The organism is Bacillus sp. FSL K6-6038 (genome assembly GCF_038050455.1).
Taxonomy (GTDB): domain Bacteria; phylum Bacillota; class Bacilli; order Bacillales; family Bacillaceae_G; genus Bacillus_A; species Bacillus_A pseudomycoides.
In genome coordinates this window covers 387884-404442 of sequence record NZ_JBBOUH010000001.1, presented here as the reverse complement: position 1 = coordinate 404442, position 16559 = coordinate 387884, and the positions used below count along the sequence as shown (strand labels likewise).

The following is a 16559-nucleotide window of genomic DNA, read 5'->3' as shown; positions in this document are numbered from 1 at the left end:
CCATTTCTTCAGATTAGAAATGGTTCTTCCCATATATCAACGATTTTCACTATTTATCCCGCTATTCGCGGACAGTAAGACTCCCGCCTCAAGATTCAGAGAGAAACGAGGAAGATAGGTGGGAGATTAACTGCCCGTAAAAGCCCAATTGGTGAGGGATGATAATCAGTGTGGGATGAAGACTCCCCACTAATTAAAGTTTCACTTTATCATTAAAAATACCTGTCAGTAAAGACGTACTTTCATAAGGCGAATCCGCTAAACTAATGGTAGAAATAACAGAAACTCCATCAGCCCCTGCCTCTATAACAGAGGCAGCATTTTCAACTGTAATTCCTCCAATACCAACAATCGGGATTGTAATTCCCTCTTCTCTAAAATAACGTAATCCTTTCGTTCCTTGCACCGCTTTTGTATCTTTCTTCGTACTCGTCGGAAAAATAGGTCCTACTCCTAAATAATCCGCCCCATTTGCAATGGCAAAGCGTGCTTCTTCTATCGTATGAGCAGATACCCCAACAATTTTATCTCCCATTTTTTCACGAACGGATGTAATTCCTTCATCATCTTGTCCAACATGAATACCATCTGCATCTAATTCAATTGCTAAGTCTACATCATCATTCACGATAAATGGAACATTATATTCTTTACAAAGTGCTTGTAGCTGCTTTGCAAAATGGACTCGTTCTTTGCCAGTTAAAGCTCCTTCACCCTTTTCACGAAATTGAAAAAGGGTCACTCCACCATCTAGCGCTTCTTTCATTACTCGTAATGGATCCTTTTGGCAATTGTTACTACCCATAATAAAATACACTTGCAATAATTTGGACATTTGCTGTTGATTAATGCGCGCCATTTCCCTCATCCTTTCTTACTGCACCTCTTGGATATTTCCATATTGTTCAATATCATCCACAGTAATGTTTGCTAGCTGATTCAAAAATTCGATTTGGAAACTGCCCGGTCCTAGCTCCACGGTTTTTGCAGCAGCGATTTCTGCTGCTACCCCATAAAACGTTAATGCAGCAACTGCTGCTTTCACATAATCTTTTTCAACCGCTGTAAATGCTCCCATTACAGAAGTTAACAAACATCCCGTCCCTGTAACTTTCGTTAAGATTGGATGGCCGTTACGAATGATAAAAGTTCGCTCACCATTTGTTACAACATCTTCTTTTCCGGTAATAACCGCGACTGTATCTAGTTCATCTGCTGCTTGTTTCGCAATTCCTACAACATCTCCATCTCCATTTCCAGCACCAACATCAACACCTTTAATTTCCCATTTTTCATTGATAACATTAGCAATTTCCGCTGCATTCCCGCGAATCATTGCTAATTTCACTTCACTTGGAATATGTCTTGCTACTTCAGTTCGGTAAGAAGTAGCTCCAGCACCAACTGGATCAAATAATATTGGTACATGATGTGTATTCGCAGACTTTCCAGCAATTAGCATCGCTTCTACTTCTTCAGGACGAAGCGTACCCATATTTAAAACAAGTGCTCCTGCAATGCTAGCCATTTCAGCCACTTCTTCTTTTGCATACGCCATAACTGGTGATGCTCCTACTGCAAGTAAACCATTGGCCGTAAAATTTGTCACAACAACATTTGTAATATTATGCACAAGTGGATTAGACTCTCTTACTACTTCCACTACTTTTGCGATTTCTTGTAAATTCATTCTTTTCATCTCCTAATTTAGTAATGGGAGATACACAAAAAGACACTTCGCGTATGCAAAGTGCCTGAATATGTGCTTTTACACTCTCCCTACGCTGGCATTATCCAACAGGTTCAAATGGTCAACGACAGATTAGCCGTACTCTCAGTTTGCTTCCGCAAACTCCCATGTGTTTTCTTATTCATCTAATTCAGAGTCTACTCTTATTCTCTTAAAATAACAAGTTACACGTTTTTGTCATCTTAATATGTAAGTACAAATTGAAAAAACGATAAAAACCCTTTTTTAGGTGGGAGAGAGCATCCTGCCATGCATAGAAGCGGTCAGGTCCTCTTTTAGCCCCATGCCAAGTTCAAACAAAATGAGAGCGGGTCACTTTTTGTTCTTCGGAGCAGCGACTTATATATTGAAAAATCAAAATGGATTTATATATATAAAATAGTGATAGGAAATTAAAATCCCTACCACTATCTTTCATATTATTTTAAGCCTTTAGATACTTCTTTCACCATTTCTGATACAGACTCAAGTCCGCCACCAGATAGGTACCAGTAGTTTGCATCTAAATAGATTACATTGTTGTTTTTCGCAGCATTTGTTTTGTTAACAAGTTCATTTTCAACTACTTGTTTCGCAGAAGATTTACCACCAGTAACAACACCGCTATCGATTACGAATAAGTAATCAGGGTTCTTTTCGAGAATATATTCAAATGATACATTATTACCATGAGTAGATGCTTGAATCTCTTTATCCGCAGGAATTACTCCAAACACATCATGGATAATACCAAAACGAGATTCCGGACCATACGCACTTACTTTACCGTCATTTGCTTTAATAACTAAACCTTTTTTGTCACTTTTCGTAGCTTTTTCATTTAATGCTTTTACATCCTTTTCAACTGCTGCAATTTCTTTTTTCGCTTTATCTTCTTTTCCAAAGATTTTTGCTAACATTTCTGTGTTGTCTTTAAATGATTTCATATAATCTTTAGTATCATGTTCTACATAAATTGTTGGAGCAATTTTTGAGAATTCTTTATATGAATCAGCTTGTCTTGCAGAAATAATAATTAAATCTGGTGCAATTTCGTTAATTTTTTCAAAATCTGGCTCTTTTAAACCACCAACGTTTGTATACTTTTTATCTTTATATTTAGAAAGGTACTCTGGTGTATTCTTTTGTGGTACACCAGTTACTTCAACACCTAATTTATCTAATGTATCTAAGGAACCAAAGTCAAATACGACAACTTTTTTCGGGTTAGTTTTAACTTTCGTTTCTCCTAATTTGTGCTTAATCGTCATCTCTTTTGATTTACTTTCACTCGCTTCTGTCTTCTTCTCAGAAGAAGCGTTATTGCTACATGCTACCGCGACGATAGCAAGCATGAAAGTTAATAGTAGCATCGCTAATTTCTTCACTTCAATCACCTCTATAAATTTTTTAAAATTATTTAAATCGATAGCAAGCTAGTACTATCAAAATAACTTCCTCTTATGAAAAATAAATACAAATATTATTTCCCGCTATTTCTTCAATATGAATATCCATATCATAAATATCCTTCAAAACAATCGGGTCAATGATTTCATTTGTTGCTCCCTCTTTCATTACTTTTCCATCTTTTAAAGCAACAATATAATCAGAGTAACAAGAAGCAAAGTTAATATCATGGATTACAATTACAACTGTTTTACCCAGTTCTTCAACTAAGCGTCTTAGCACTTTCATAATTTGTACGGAATGCTTCATATCTAAGTTGTTCAATGGCTCATCTAGCAAAATATATTCTGTATTTTGAGCAATAACCATAGCGATATATGCCCTTTGCCGCTGCCCACCACTAAGCTGATCTAAGTACTTATATTGAATATCTTCAAGCTCCATATAGTTAATGGCTTCCTCGATATGATTCCAATCTTCTTCGGACAGATTTCCTTGTGAATACGGAAATCTCCCAAAACTAACTAATTCCCGAATCGTAAGTCTTAAATTGATATGATTCGTTTGCTTTAAAATAGAGATTTTTTTGGCAAGCTCATTACTCTTCCATTCGCCAATTTCTTTATCCTCTATATAGATTTCACCAGCATCTTTTTGTAACAGCCTACTCATCATAGAAAGAACCGTACTTTTTCCAGCTCCATTCGGTCCGATAAAAGATGTGATTTTACCTTTTTCTATTTTAATAGAAACATCTTCAACAACATTGTTATTTCCATATTGCTTTGATATATTTCTTACTTCTACCATGCCTTGCTCTCCTTTAATAGAAGATAGATGAAGTATACTCCACCAACAAAATTCACAATAACGCTTAAAGTTGTATTAAATTCAAACAACCTTTCAACAATTAATTGTCCCCCTACTAGGGCAATAATACTAATAAAGATAGAACCTGCTATTAAATATTTGTGCCTGTATGTACGTAAACATTCACGCGCAACGTTTACTACAAGTAATCCTAAAAATGTAATTGGTCCAACTAGCGCTGTAGAAATAGAAACTAGAATTGCAATTACAATTAAAAGCTTTTTCACAACTTTATCGTAATCTACACCTAAATTAATAGCCTCTTCTCTTCCTAGCGATAGTACATCTAATAACTTCAGTTCTTTATATACGTAAGCGAGAACTAATAGAATCCCAATGATAGACGTTACAAGTAACTCTGTTCTCACGTTATTTACACTTGCAAACATTTTCCCTTGTACAATTTGAAACTCATTTGGATCAATGAGTACTTGCATAAAAGAGGATAAACTTTGAAAGAACGTTCCAAATATTAATCCAATTAACAATAAGAAATAAATATTGCTTCCTTCTCTCTTAAAGAGAAATTTATAAAGAAACAGTGAAAAAATAACCATTAAGCTTACTGATACAAGAAAATTAACATTTGTATTCATCATTGTGATATGTTTTGAACCGAATACAAACACTACAAATGTTTGCATAAACATATAAAGTGAATCTAGACCGATAATGCTTGGTGTTAAAATACGGTTGTTACTAATTGTTTGAAAAATCATAGACGAAAACGCAATTGCTCCGCCCGTTATAACCATTGCCAACAATTTCTTACCTCTTCTTGGCAATGCATAATCTAATGTATTCATATTTAAGTTAATAAATAAAAATATCCCCATGGCTACAACTGATGCAATGGCAAGCACTGCCAACATTTTTTTATGACTTGTTTGTTTTCTATGCTGCATATGCGTTTCTCCTCACCAATAAATAAAGGAAGATTCCGCTTCCAATCACTCCCACTGTAAGGCCAATAGAAATCTCGTACGGATAAATAACGACGCGGCCAAGTATATCGCAAGCAAGTACAAAGACCGCTCCTAGTAAAGCAGTATGAGGTAAACTATTCTTTAAATTATCTCCACGATAAATAGAAACAATATTCGGAATAATAAGCCCTAGAAATGGAATCATACCAACAGTCAAAACAACTAATGCGGCGATTAAAGAAACGATAATTAGTCCGATATTTAGCACTCGGTTGTAATTCATCCCTAAGTTGGCCGCAAAATCTTCACCCATTCCAGAAACTGTAAATCGATTTGCATATAAGAAGGCGATAATGACAAGTGGGATACTTAAATATAAAATTTCATATCTTCCTTTCATCACCATTGAAAAATCCCCTTGTAGCCATGCAGAAATGTTCTGAATTAGGTCGTATTTATAAGCAAAGAATGTCGTTATAGAGCTGATAATGTTCCCAAACATAATTCCCACAAGCGGGATAAAAATCGCATCCTTAAACTTAATTCTCTTCAAAATTTGCATAAATAAAAATGTACCAGCTAATGCAAAGACAAATGCAACAAACATTTTTTCAAGCGGGCTCGCTGTCGTGAATAGCATCAATGAAACTAAAACCCCTAGCTTTGCACTATCCATTGTCCCCGCAGTTGTCGGGGATACAAATTTATTTCTGCTAAGTTGCTGCATAATTAAACCACTTATACTTAAGCTAACACCAGCAACAATAATACTGATTAGACGTGGTAATCTACTAATAAATACAATTTGCATTTTTTCTTGATTCCAGTGCAAAATATCTGCTAGATTAACCTCTTTTACACCGATAAAAATAGACACAATTGATAAAACAATAAGCATGATAAACAAATATCTCTTTTTCATAATTTCTTCATGGTGCAGATTATGTTCTGTCGCCATCATTTGATTTCATACAGATTATAATCCTATCATTTTATCCCCCTTTGTCTATTTATAAGATAACAGAAAAGAAAATGATTCTCTTTATCAATTAAAGGTATACTCTATACTTTCAATCTGACGTTTTGGCAATAATTAGATTACCTCCTTAATGATAATGAAATTCATTAACAATGTCAATGAATTCCATTATTGTTTATATCGCTTTTTTATTCATATTAGGAAACTTATTATATCTATAGAATTAATAAAAAGCCCAACTTCCCTTTGAGATAAGAAAAATTGCACTTTCTTCTTTTTCTTTTGAACCAAATTTCAATTTTGCCAAAGCTTCCGCTAACGCAGGATTACGCGGCTCATCATCTTGATTTTATTGTTTCATATACTTCGCAACATCGCGTTTTGATACTTTTCCGCCTTGTGAAATAATGGTTTGTCCTTTTAAAAAAGGATAAAGATATCCTACTATTTTGTTATATCCGAAATACTAAAATTTTCACCCTCTTAACTAGTCAAGGATATAGAGTATTTAATTCATAACAAAAGGTTAGAATCTTCGGCATAACTGAATCCGCAAAGGATGTATGCTATATTTAACTTACGGAAACTTGAAAGGATGTTTTAAATATGGCAAAAAGTGTTGTAATTGCTGAAAAACCTTCTGTTGCACGTGATATTGCACGTGTATTGAAGTGTGATAAAAAAGGAAATGGTTATCTTGAAGGTAATAAATATATCGTTACTTGGGCTTTAGGGCATCTTGTTACATTAGCAGACCCAGAAAGCTATGATGTGAAATATAAAAAGTGGAATCTAGAAGATCTGCCAATGCTACCTGAACGTTTGAAATTGACAGTGATTAAGCAAACTGGCAAACAGTTTAATGCCGTTAAAAGTCAACTGATTAGAAAAGATGTTACCGAAATAATAGTGGCTACAGACGCAGGAAGAGAGGGAGAATTAGTCGCGCGTTGGATTATTGATAAAGTTAAAATTAATAAACCTATCAAGCGTCTATGGATTTCATCTGTTACTGATAAAGCAATCAAAGATGGCTTCGCAAACTTAAAGCCAGGTAAAGCATATGAAAATTTATACGCTTCAGCTGTCGCACGTTCGGAGGCTGACTGGTATATCGGGCTTAATGCAACACGTGCATTAACTACTCGATTTAATGCTCAACTAAACTGTGGTCGTGTACAAACACCTACTGTGGCTATCATTGCAGGTCGTGAAGACGAAATTAAAAACTTTAAAGCTCAAACATACTACGGGATTGAAGCTCAAACAACAGATAAGTTAAAGCTAACTTGGCAAGATGGGAAAGGCAATGGTCGTAGTTTTGATAAAGCGAAAATCGATACGATTGTGAAAAAACTCGATAAACAAAATGCCACTGTCACGGAAATTGAGAAAAAGCAGAAAAAATCATTCGCTCCTGGTCTTTATGATTTAACTGAGCTACAACGTGATGCGAATAAAATCTTTGGTTACTCTGCAAAAGAAACATTAAACATTATGCAAAAATTATATGAGCAACATAAAGTACTCACTTACCCTCGTACAGATTCACGCTATATTTCATCTGATATCGTCGGAACACTTCCAGAGCGTCTAAAAGCGTGTGGAGTAGGAGAATACCGTCCTTTAGCTCATAAAATTTTAAATAAGCCTATAAAATCCACTAAAGCATTTGTTGATGATAGTAAAGTAAGCGATCATCACGCAATCATCCCAACGGAAAGCTATGTGAATTTCTCAGCTTTCACAGATAAAGAACGCAAAATTTATGATTTAGTGGTAAAACGTTTCTTAGCAGTTTTATTCCCAGCCTTTGAATATGAACAACTAACATTACGCACGAAAATTGGTGATGAAACGTTTGTTGCACGTGGCAAAACGATTTTACATTCTGGTTGGAAAGAAGTATATGAAAACCGCTTTGAAGATGACGATGCAGTTGAAGATTTAAAAGAGCAAATTTTACCTCGCATTGAAAAAGGCGATACATTAAGCGTAAAACTAATTGCTCAAACATCAGGTCAAACAAAACCACCTGCACGCTTTAATGAAGCAACGTTACTTTCAGCAATGGAAAACCCTACAAAATACATGGATACGCAAAACAAACAACTTGCTGATACGTTAAAATCAACTGGTGGATTAGGTACTGTGGCTACACGAGCTGACATTATTGACAAACTATTTAATTCATTCTTGATTGAAAAACGTGGTAAAGATATTCACATTACATCAAAAGGTCGTCAGTTACTTGATTTAGTACCGGAAGAACTAAAATCTCCTACACTAACTGCTGAATGGGAACAAAAACTTGAAGCTATCGCAAAAGGTAAATTAAAAAAAGAAATTTTCATTTCCGAGATGAAAAACTATACAAAAGAAATCGTTGCTGAAATTAAATCAAGCGATAAAAAGTATAAGCATGAAAACATTTCAACAAAAACTTGTCCAGACTGTGGCAAACCGATGCTTGAAGTAAACGGCAAAAAAGGTAAAATGCTTGTATGCCAAGACCGCGAATGTGGTCATCGTAAAAATGTATCCCGTACGACAAATGCAAGATGCCCTCAATGTAAGAAAAAACTAGAACTTCGCGGTGAAGGAGATGGGCAAATCTTCGCATGTAAATGTGGATATCGCGAGAAGCTTTCTACATTCCAAGAGCGCCGCAAGAAAGAATCAGGAAATAAAGCAGATAAACGCTACGTGCAAAAATATATGAAGCAGCAACAAAAAGAAGAAGAAGAGCCATTAAATAACGCACTAGCAGAAGCATTAAAAAAGTTAAAATTTGAATAAAAAAAGTTCCTACCGCTCTCGGTAGGAACTTTTTTTAATGAATAATTTTACTTCCTTTTGCATTCTCAACAAATTTCTCACTCGACTTGTTAATCGGTGTTTTCAGTACCAATGCAAGTACAAGCATGATTACCACAAAGACACTTAACACGAGAAGATCTCTTATCACAATATCCCAAAGCATTCCGCCCACTGTTTCACGAATCACGCTAATTGCATATGTGAACGGTAAGAACGGATATATCAATTGGAAGAATTTTGGAAGCATTTGAATTGGGAATGTTCCGCCTGATCCAGCTACTTGTAGTACGAGTAAAATGATTGCCATCGATTTCCCAATGTTTCCGAAAACAGAAACGAGTGAATACACGATACAAACAAAGACTCCACCAATGAATAAGCTGAATAGAACAAACCAAAACTTATCAACTACATACGTACCAAGTAAGAAAATATCTCCCATCGATACGATAAACGCCTGTGCAAGACCTATCGTTAAGAATGTTAAAAAGCGTCCGAAGTAAATCTCATGACTCTTATAATTTGCCTCTGGCTCATGTACTTCTACTGTTAATAATGAAACCATTAAAAGTGCCCCTACCCATAATGCAAGCACTGTATAGAATGGTGACATCCCCGAACCGTAGTTTGGCATCGCAAATAATTTATTTTCTTTTAAATTTACTGGATTTGCAAAGTAATCACTTTGCTGTTCAACATCATTTTTCAATAACTTGATGATATCTTTTATATCTTCTTCCGATTCAAATTTACGAATTTTATCTGCTAATTCTTTAATCTTTTTCTCAGTAGCTGGCATTTCTGCTTTAATATCTTCAACTTTCTTCGTACCTTCTACTAAGCCTTTTGATGAATCTTCAAGCAGTTTTTTTACATCTGGAAGCTTTTTATCTGCGTCGTTTAAAAGCTTAGATGTATTTTTTGACGTCTCTTTTGTACGTGCGATTGCTACGTTAAAGCTTGGAACGATTTCTGAATCGTAACGAGCTAAGAAGTCTCCTAATTGTGCTGAACCATTTTTCGATGCTTCATTAATGCTTTCAATTACATCTTTTGTAGGTTTTTGCCCATTGTTAATAAGTGTAACCCCTTTATTTGTTGCATCCACACCCTTTTCAAGAGCACTTTTTACTTTATTTAATTTTGCAATTCCGTTATCAAGATTTTTATCACTGTTTACATCAGCTAAAACCTTGTTTGCACTCTCTAGTACAGGAATCATATCATCAATCATACTGATACCTGCTTGGAATTGGCCATTTAAGCTGTTTAAAGCTACTTTCGTTGAATCTAGACCATTAACACCTTTATTTTGCAAGTCTTCTTTTGCTTTTTGAAGGTCAGATTTAGCATTCTCAATACTATCTCTTGCTTTATTATATTCAGCCTTTGTTTTTTCGTATGTTTCATTTATTGTATTAGTTGTTTGATCTTTAAGCTGACCTGCTTCATCTTTAATTTGTTCAGCAGTGCTGACCGCTTTTTCATAATCCGCTACAAAAGTTTCATTATAATCTTTTTCAGCTTGATCAATTAAACCATTTACTGCATTTAATTTTTGATTAACAGCATCTCTCACATCTTGTTTTACTTCTTGACCTGTGCCAATAATATTTACAAGATCTTTAATACCATTGTTTGCATTCTCCATACCATTTTTTAAATTAGTTAAATGATCTATTCTCTTTTGGAAAAACGTTTCTTCCTTATTTGGTGCCGCTTCTTTAAGTTTAGTCAACACATCGATAAGATAAGAAACACCGTCAGTATGACCTTGCAGATTATCGGAAGCCTGGTTGAGTTCTTGCTTCGCTCTCTCTGGATCAAACTTTCCATTTTGCAAGCCATTCATAACGCCTTGTGCATATGCAGTTCCCGTACGTGCTGAACTCAACACATTGTTTACCGTTTGATTAATATTTCTGGCAATATTTTTATATCCCTCAGTATTCAACTTTGGAAGATCTGGAAGTTGTGGCATTGCCGGGAACTCTGGAAGTTTAGGCAGCTGAGAAAGATCTGGAAGATTCAAGTCAACTCCTGGATTCATTAAGAAATTAGTAAAGGCTGTTGCCTTATCCATGCCATCTTTCACCACAGTTAAGTCGTTCCGTATCGCTCCAGGAGCATCTTTTAATCTTTGGTCATTGTTTGCAAAGAATTTATCTAAGTTTTTCAGCGTTTCCTGTCCGTCATTAATCACGCTTTCCACAACCGGTAAATCTTCTTGTGCAACTTTCACAAGATCTTGTGCTCTAGTCGCATCATCTAACGCTGTATCCACAAGTTTATACATTTCTGGGAACTCTGCTTCTAACTTAAATACAAGATCCTTTACTTTTTCAATACTTGGTAAGTTTGTTTCTAAATCGATTCCAAGGTCATTGAAGATTTCAAAAATCTCACCGTTTGCTGTTTTAACGAAGTTTTTACTGATTTCTTCTGTTATACCTGATGCACCTTTCGCTGTAATTTTCGGTGCAATGGCATTGACCTTTTCATTCACAAAATAATCAAGTTCTGGTTTTTGTGGGTTATCGCTAATTACCGTTGCAATTTTTTCAGAGAAATCTTTCGGAATCGTAATACTTGCATAATAATCCCCGTGTTCTACTCCATAAATTGCTTGCTTTTCATCAACAAATTTCCATCCCATATTTTTATTCTTTTTGAGCGAATCTACAATTTCATTCCCGATGTTAATATCTTTTCCCCGTAAATTTGATCCAGCATCTTGGTTGGAAACTGCAATTGGAACATCTTTCGTGTTCCCATATGGATCCCAGGAAGCTTTAATGTTAAACCATGCATATAACGATGGCAAAATCATAAGTCCTAATACAATTACAATCGCAGCCCAATGTTTGGCTACATTCCGTAAGTCTGTCGTATAAATACGCCATATCTGTTTCATATAAGCTATCACCTAATTATATATTTTTCCTTCTTTAGAAAATGATGCATGCATTTTGCAATTATATCATTTTCCTCATCGTGGATTAAACGAAAATGTACTATTTTTCCAAACGAAACACTTCACTTACTTCATTATATAACGAAGTCGATAAAGTATTCATACAAAATGACCAAATCGGTTTTACATTCAGTAATAACAAATATATAGGAAATGTCATAAAAAATACAAGTATTTTATCTTGGAAATACTTGTATTCACAAAAAAAATCCTCATAGCGCTTACATTGCTATGAGGATTTCTTCTATTATTATATATCTAATTGAACTTCTACTCCGAAATGATCTGAAATAATATTTCGATTTATACCATTGAAAATGACCTTTGAAGAAATAACTGTTTTTGGTTTGTTACTTAAAATAAGATCAATTCGTAAATTTTGCTTATTTTCATCCCAACCAGCAATTTTTCCTTGTACAGTTGTTCCTTCATCTTTTTTAAAAGCTAGTTCATATGTGTCATAAAGCCCTTTTTGCATGAGATAATCGTATCCTTCTCCTTGTAAACGGGCATTATTATTAAAATCGCCCATTAAAATTGAAAGTTCGTTTTCATTCACATGCTGCGTTAAACAATCCACTTGGCCTTGAAACGTTTCCTCCTCATCATTCCACCACCCAAGGTGACATGAATAAAACGTCATATTCTTTCCTTTATAAGAGACTGTTGCACTTACAATTTTACGTGCTTTCCAATAAGAAGTATCCTTACTTTCTGATACAAAGAAAGAATCTTGTTTCACAATAGGATGTTTCGTTATGATAGCTGAACCTTCTTCATATATGTCATAACCAATATGCGAGTAATCCCAAACAATATTGTAATTTCCTGAACCCAACTTCTCAAGCTCTGCAAGTAATACAAGGCCAAAGTTATCCTTTTTCTTATTACCGCATACATTTTGAGCTTTTATAGACTGACTAACCTCTTGCAAGGCAATAACATCGTAACCTTCTTCTTGAATCGTTTTAGCAAGATGTCTTATTTTTTCTATTTGATTCTCTTCTTGCCAAGAGTGGCAGTTTAAAGTGAGTAATTTCATTTATTATGCACCTAACATATCTTGGATGTCTGATTTCAACACATCAGCTTTCGGACCATATACCGCTTGAACACCTTTGTCTTTTACAATGAGACCTAAAGCACCGTTTTGCTTCCACTGTGCTTCTGGTGCAACAGCTTCTAAATTTTTCACTGTTACACGTAAACGTGTCATACAAGCATCTACATCCGCAATATTATCTTTTCCACCTAAAAGTTCAATAACCTTTGTTGCTAATGAACCCTCTTTTACATTCGTTGTGCCTTCTTCTGATTCATCTTCATTATCAATATAGTTCCCTGCACGACCTGGCGTTGGTAAATTGAATTTTTTAATTAAGAAATTGAATAATGTAAAGTTTAAACCGAAGAATACCGCTGACACAACAACAAAGTTAATTAAATCTCTTGTTAACCCCGCATTTATCATCATTGGTGTACGTGTAATTAACTCAATAAATCCAAATGCATGAACACGTAAGTTAATTAAATCCGCTAATGCAAATGCAAGTCCTGTTGTAATCGCGTATACAATATATAATACTGGTGCAATAAACATGAACATGAATTCAATTGGTTCCGTTACACCTGTTAAAAATACTGCTAATGCTGCAGATAAGAACATTGGTTTATATTTTGCACGTTTATCTTTATCGACATTACGGAACATCGCAAATGCAATACCAATTAATGATGCAGTTGAACCAATAACTTGCCCAACTTTGAAACGAGCTGGAACAACATTATTTAATAAATCGTTATATGCTTTTGTATCCCCTTTTGCTAACAAGTTATTTAAATCAGTAATCCATGCAAGCCATAATGGATCTTGTCCCGCAACAACCTGACCAACTTTTGCTCCAGTTAACATCGTATATGTTCCACCAAGCTCCGTATAGTTCATAGGAATCGTTAACATATGATGTAATCCGAACGGTAATAGTAAACGCTCTAATGTCCCGTATACAAATGGTGCAACAATTGGTGCACTATCTTTAGATGCTGCGATCCAGCGACCAAACTCATTTAATCCGCTTTGGATAAATGGCCATAAAAGTGATAAAGCAATCGCAGTAACTGTAGACCATACAATTACAACGAACGGTACAAAGCGTTTTCCGTTAAAGAACGCTAATGCTTGTGGTAATTTATTATAGTTATAGTATTTATTATATAAGGTAGCTCCTAAGAACCCTGTAATAATCCCTACGAATACTCCCATGTTCAATGCTGGTGCACCAAGTACAGAAGTGAAATAATCCTTTACAAGTAAATCTCCTGCTAATAATGAAGAAACTTTCGCTTTTGAATCCGTTAACATTTCAGCGTTAACACCAAATATAGCTCCCGTAATTCGGTTCGTTAAGACGAATGCTAACAGTGCTGCAAATGCACCACCTGCCCGGTCTTTCGCCCAAGACCCCCCAATTGCTACTGCAAATAAAATATGCAAGTTTGTAATAATTGCCCAACCGATGTCTTCCATTACTCTAGCAATTGTATGTACTGCATTTACATCCCCAGCAGACATACCAATTAGCTTACCGATGGAAATCATTAAGCCAGCAGCTGGCATAACAGCTACAACAACTAGCAATGCTTTCCCGAACTTCTGCCAAAAATCAAAAGACGTAATTTTCATCTGTTTTTTCCTCCTCTTTATTTATAAAATCCCTAGTAATATAGATAATAATTTCTTTTTGCCTACGAAAACGATACCTTTTTTAACGCAAACGTTTTCATAAATCTATTTTAATAAAAGCGTTTTCATATTGCAATATAAATTTATTATTTTTCATAAAAAAAGATGCTACGAGAGCATCTTTTTTTATTAAGAAATACGATAAACCCTTGTTTCATAAGGTTTTAAAGTAATTGTAGTACATTTATTATGTTCCGCTACTTCATAGTTATTTAAAAGCAAACGTTTGCGTTCTAAAGAGAATGTATCCTCATTATACACAGCATTTTCTTTAGATATATTACTAATCACAACAACTTTTGCATCATTTAACGTACGCGTATACGCATAAACCTGCGGATCATTCTCTAAAATCAAATCATATGTGCCATAATTAAATACATCATGCTCTTTTTTTAGTGCAATCATCTTTTTATAGAAATTAAAAATAGAACTAGTCTCTACTTGCTGCTTTTGAACATTAATTTCTTTATAATTTGGATTCATTCCAAACCACGGTTTCCCTGTTGTAAAACCAGCGTTTTCTTCATCATTCCATTGCATTGGTGTACGTGAATTATCACGACAAGATGCCCAAATAATTTCCATCATTTCTTGATGTGATACGCCTTCTGCAATTTTCTCGCGATATAAATTCTTAATTGCTACGTCATCATAATCTTCAATATTTTGGAATTGAACATTTGTCATACCAATTTCTTGTCCTTGATAAATAAACGGTGTTCCGTGCATAAAGAAGTACATTGCTCCTAAAGCTGTTGCACTTTCACGCCAATACTGTTTATCATCTCCCCACGTAGAAACAATCCGTGGTTTATCATGATTTTCAATATACAACGCATTCCATCCCTTATTTTCTAAACCTTTTTGCCACTTCGTTAACACCTTTTTCAGTTCCACAACATCAAGTTCCTTTTTCTTTTCTGCATCCCATAAACTTAAATGCTCAAACTGAAATACCATATTAAATTTACCGTTTTCTTCTCCAACCCAAAGATCAGCATCTTCAACTTTGACACCATTGGCTTCCCCAACAGTCATAATATCGTATTTTGAAAATGTATTCTCCTTCAACTCTTCTAAAAGTGGCTGAATTCCATTTACATTCATATGTTTATCAAAAGAAGGCACATACTTTAACCCTTTTGGATTTGGCATGTCTTTTAGGCCTTCTTCTTTTTTGATATGACTGATTGCATCTACACGGAAACCATCAATTCCTTTATCTAGCCACCAGTTTACAGTATCATATAAAACTTCACGGACCTGTGCATTCTCCCAGTTTAAATCTGGTTGTTTACGTGAGAATATGTGTAAGAAATATTGATCTGTTACTTCATCATATTCCCAAGCAGAACCGCTAAAGATACTTTCCCAATTATTTGGCTCTTCTCCATCCTTACCATCGCGCCAAATATACCAATCACGTTTTGGATTATCTTTAGACGAACGCGATTCAATAAACCAAGGATGTTCATCACTCGTGTGATTAATAACTAAATCAATAATGAGCTTCATACCACGTTTATGCACTTCATCTAGTAATTCATCAAAATCAGCCATTGTACCAAATTCATCCATAATGTCTTGATAGTCACTAATATCATAACCATTATCATCATTCGGTGATTTATACATTGGACAAATCCAAATTACATCGACACCTAAATCCTTTAAATAATCAAGTTTTGTAATAATACCTTGTAAATCTCCAATACCATCACCATTGGAATCCATAAAGCTACGTGGATAAATTTGATAAGCGACAGCTTCTTTCCACCATGTTTTATTCATAATAATTCTCTCCTTTTGCATCCATCTTAAAAATTTATGCAAACGTTTTCGTAACACTATCATAACAAAATATAGAGAGTTTGCAATGAGAAATTTCATCTTATTACTAAATATCTACTTTTCTTTAAGAAACAATACTCCATTTCATTAACCTTACATATTTTTATGGTGTACATACTTGGTGGGAATTTCTCACTCCCCTTTATCATTAATAAAGTGAAACTTTAATCAGTGGGGGATTCTTCATCCCCCACTGATTATTAGCCCTCACCAATCGGGCTTTTACGGACAGTTGGTTCCCTGAATTCTGATGT

The 16559-nt window shown here is 34.9% G+C and carries 11 protein-coding genes and 1 riboswitch; of the genes, 1 reads left to right on the top strand and 10 read right to left on the bottom strand.

Annotated elements, in window-relative coordinates; translation table 11 throughout:
* Nucleotides 1-193 precede the first annotated feature (193 nt).
* From thiE to NSQ40_RS02070, 6 genes are all read right to left on the bottom strand, one after another.
* On the bottom strand, nucleotides 194-868 hold the full coding sequence (gene thiE, locus NSQ40_RS02095) for a thiamine phosphate synthase (protein WP_003205735.1): 675 nt from the start codon (nucleotides 866-868) through the stop codon (nucleotides 194-196).
* 6 nt (nucleotides 869-874) lie between these two features.
* Nucleotides 875-1699 carry a hydroxyethylthiazole kinase gene (thiM, locus tag NSQ40_RS02090; protein ID WP_338133144.1) on the bottom strand — a complete coding sequence of 275 codons (825 nt, stop codon included), beginning with the start codon at nucleotides 1697-1699 and terminating at the stop codon, nucleotides 875-877.
* Nucleotides 1700-1759: 60 nt separating this feature from the next.
* Nucleotides 1760-1869: riboswitch (TPP riboswitch) on the bottom strand.
* Nucleotides 1870-2169: 300 nt separating this feature from the next.
* Nucleotides 2170-3117, bottom strand: a complete 948-nt coding sequence (locus NSQ40_RS02085; RefSeq protein WP_258248411.1) for a siderophore ABC transporter substrate-binding protein — start codon at nucleotides 3115-3117, stop codon at nucleotides 2170-2172.
* A 73-nt stretch (nucleotides 3118-3190) separates the two neighbouring features.
* A complete protein-coding gene (locus NSQ40_RS02080; protein ID WP_018782594.1) occupies nucleotides 3191-3949 on the bottom strand; it encodes an iron ABC transporter ATP-binding protein in 759 nt (252 codons plus the stop codon).
* Nucleotides 3943-4845: an iron chelate uptake ABC transporter family permease subunit gene (locus NSQ40_RS02075; protein ID WP_371393780.1), complete on the bottom strand. Its 903-nt coding sequence runs from the start codon at nucleotides 4843-4845 to the stop codon at nucleotides 3943-3945. Before NSQ40_RS02075 ends, NSQ40_RS02080 begins: the two co-directional genes overlap by 7 nt.
* Nucleotides 4846-4903: 58 nt before the next feature.
* Complete coding sequence (locus NSQ40_RS02070; protein ID WP_098159102.1) at nucleotides 4904-5857, bottom strand: ABC transporter permease; 954 nt, start codon at nucleotides 5855-5857, stop codon at nucleotides 4904-4906.
* Nucleotides 5858-6520: 663 nt separating this feature from the next.
* Between NSQ40_RS02070 and NSQ40_RS02065 the strand changes: the two genes are divergently transcribed.
* Nucleotides 6521-8713, top strand: a complete 2193-nt coding sequence (locus NSQ40_RS02065) for a DNA topoisomerase III (RefSeq protein ID WP_003205730.1) — start codon at nucleotides 6521-6523, stop codon at nucleotides 8711-8713.
* Nucleotides 8714-8747: 34 nt separating this feature from the next.
* Here NSQ40_RS02065 and NSQ40_RS02060 read toward each other — a convergent pair whose 3' ends face one another.
* The 4 genes from NSQ40_RS02060 to NSQ40_RS02045 all read right to left on the bottom strand — a co-directional run bounded on the left by NSQ40_RS02060 (nucleotide 8748) and on the right by NSQ40_RS02045 (nucleotide 16245).
* A complete protein-coding gene (locus tag NSQ40_RS02060) occupies nucleotides 8748-11648 on the bottom strand; it encodes a YhgE/Pip domain-containing protein (RefSeq protein ID WP_258248412.1) in 2901 nt (966 codons plus the stop codon).
* A gap of 310 nt (nucleotides 11649-11958) precedes the next feature.
* Nucleotides 11959-12750 (bottom strand): endonuclease/exonuclease/phosphatase family protein, encoded by a 792-nt coding sequence (locus tag NSQ40_RS02055; RefSeq protein ID WP_003194752.1) that lies wholly within the window; start codon nucleotides 12748-12750, stop codon nucleotides 11959-11961.
* 3 nt (nucleotides 12751-12753) lie between these two features.
* Nucleotides 12754-14391 (bottom strand): PTS transporter subunit IIBC, encoded by a 1638-nt coding sequence (locus tag NSQ40_RS02050; RefSeq protein WP_003194749.1) that lies wholly within the window; start codon nucleotides 14389-14391, stop codon nucleotides 12754-12756.
* Between the two features lie 189 nt (nucleotides 14392-14580).
* Nucleotides 14581-16245, bottom strand: coding sequence for a glycoside hydrolase family 13 protein (locus NSQ40_RS02045; protein ID WP_018766528.1), 1665 nt, complete (start codon nucleotides 16243-16245; stop codon nucleotides 14581-14583).
* Nucleotides 16246-16559: the final 314 nt, after the last annotated feature.

What these genes read in the sequence shown, in the direction of transcription:
- NSQ40_RS02070 (WP_098159102.1), bottom strand. Translation starts at nt 5,857, where the DNA reads ATGAAAAAGAGATATTTGTTTATCATGCTTATTGTTTTATCAATTGTG.
- NSQ40_RS02080 (WP_018782594.1), bottom strand. Translation starts at nt 3,949, where the DNA reads ATGGTAGAAGTAAGAAATATATCAAAGCAATATGGAAATAACAATGTT.
- thiM (WP_338133144.1), bottom strand. Translation starts at nt 1,699, where the DNA reads ATGAAAAGAATGAATTTACAAGAAATCGCAAAAGTAGTGGAAGTAGTA.
- thiE (WP_003205735.1), bottom strand. Translation starts at nt 868, where the DNA reads ATGAGGGAAATGGCGCGCATTAATCAACAGCAAATGTCCAAATTATTG.
- NSQ40_RS02065 (WP_003205730.1), top strand. Translation starts at nt 6,521, where the DNA reads ATGGCAAAAAGTGTTGTAATTGCTGAAAAACCTTCTGTTGCACGTGAT.
- NSQ40_RS02075 (WP_371393780.1), bottom strand. Translation starts at nt 4,845, where the DNA reads ATGGGGATATTTTTATTTATTAACTTAAATATGAATACATTAGATTAT.
- NSQ40_RS02060 (WP_258248412.1), bottom strand. Translation starts at nt 11,648, where the DNA reads ATGAAACAGATATGGCGTATTTATACGACAGACTTACGGAATGTAGCC.
- NSQ40_RS02050 (WP_003194749.1), bottom strand. Translation starts at nt 14,391, where the DNA reads ATGAAAATTACGTCTTTTGATTTTTGGCAGAAGTTCGGGAAAGCATTG.
- NSQ40_RS02055 (WP_003194752.1), bottom strand. Translation starts at nt 12,750, where the DNA reads ATGAAATTACTCACTTTAAACTGCCACTCTTGGCAAGAAGAGAATCAA.
- NSQ40_RS02045 (WP_018766528.1), bottom strand. Translation starts at nt 16,245, where the DNA reads ATGAATAAAACATGGTGGAAAGAAGCTGTCGCTTATCAAATTTATCCA.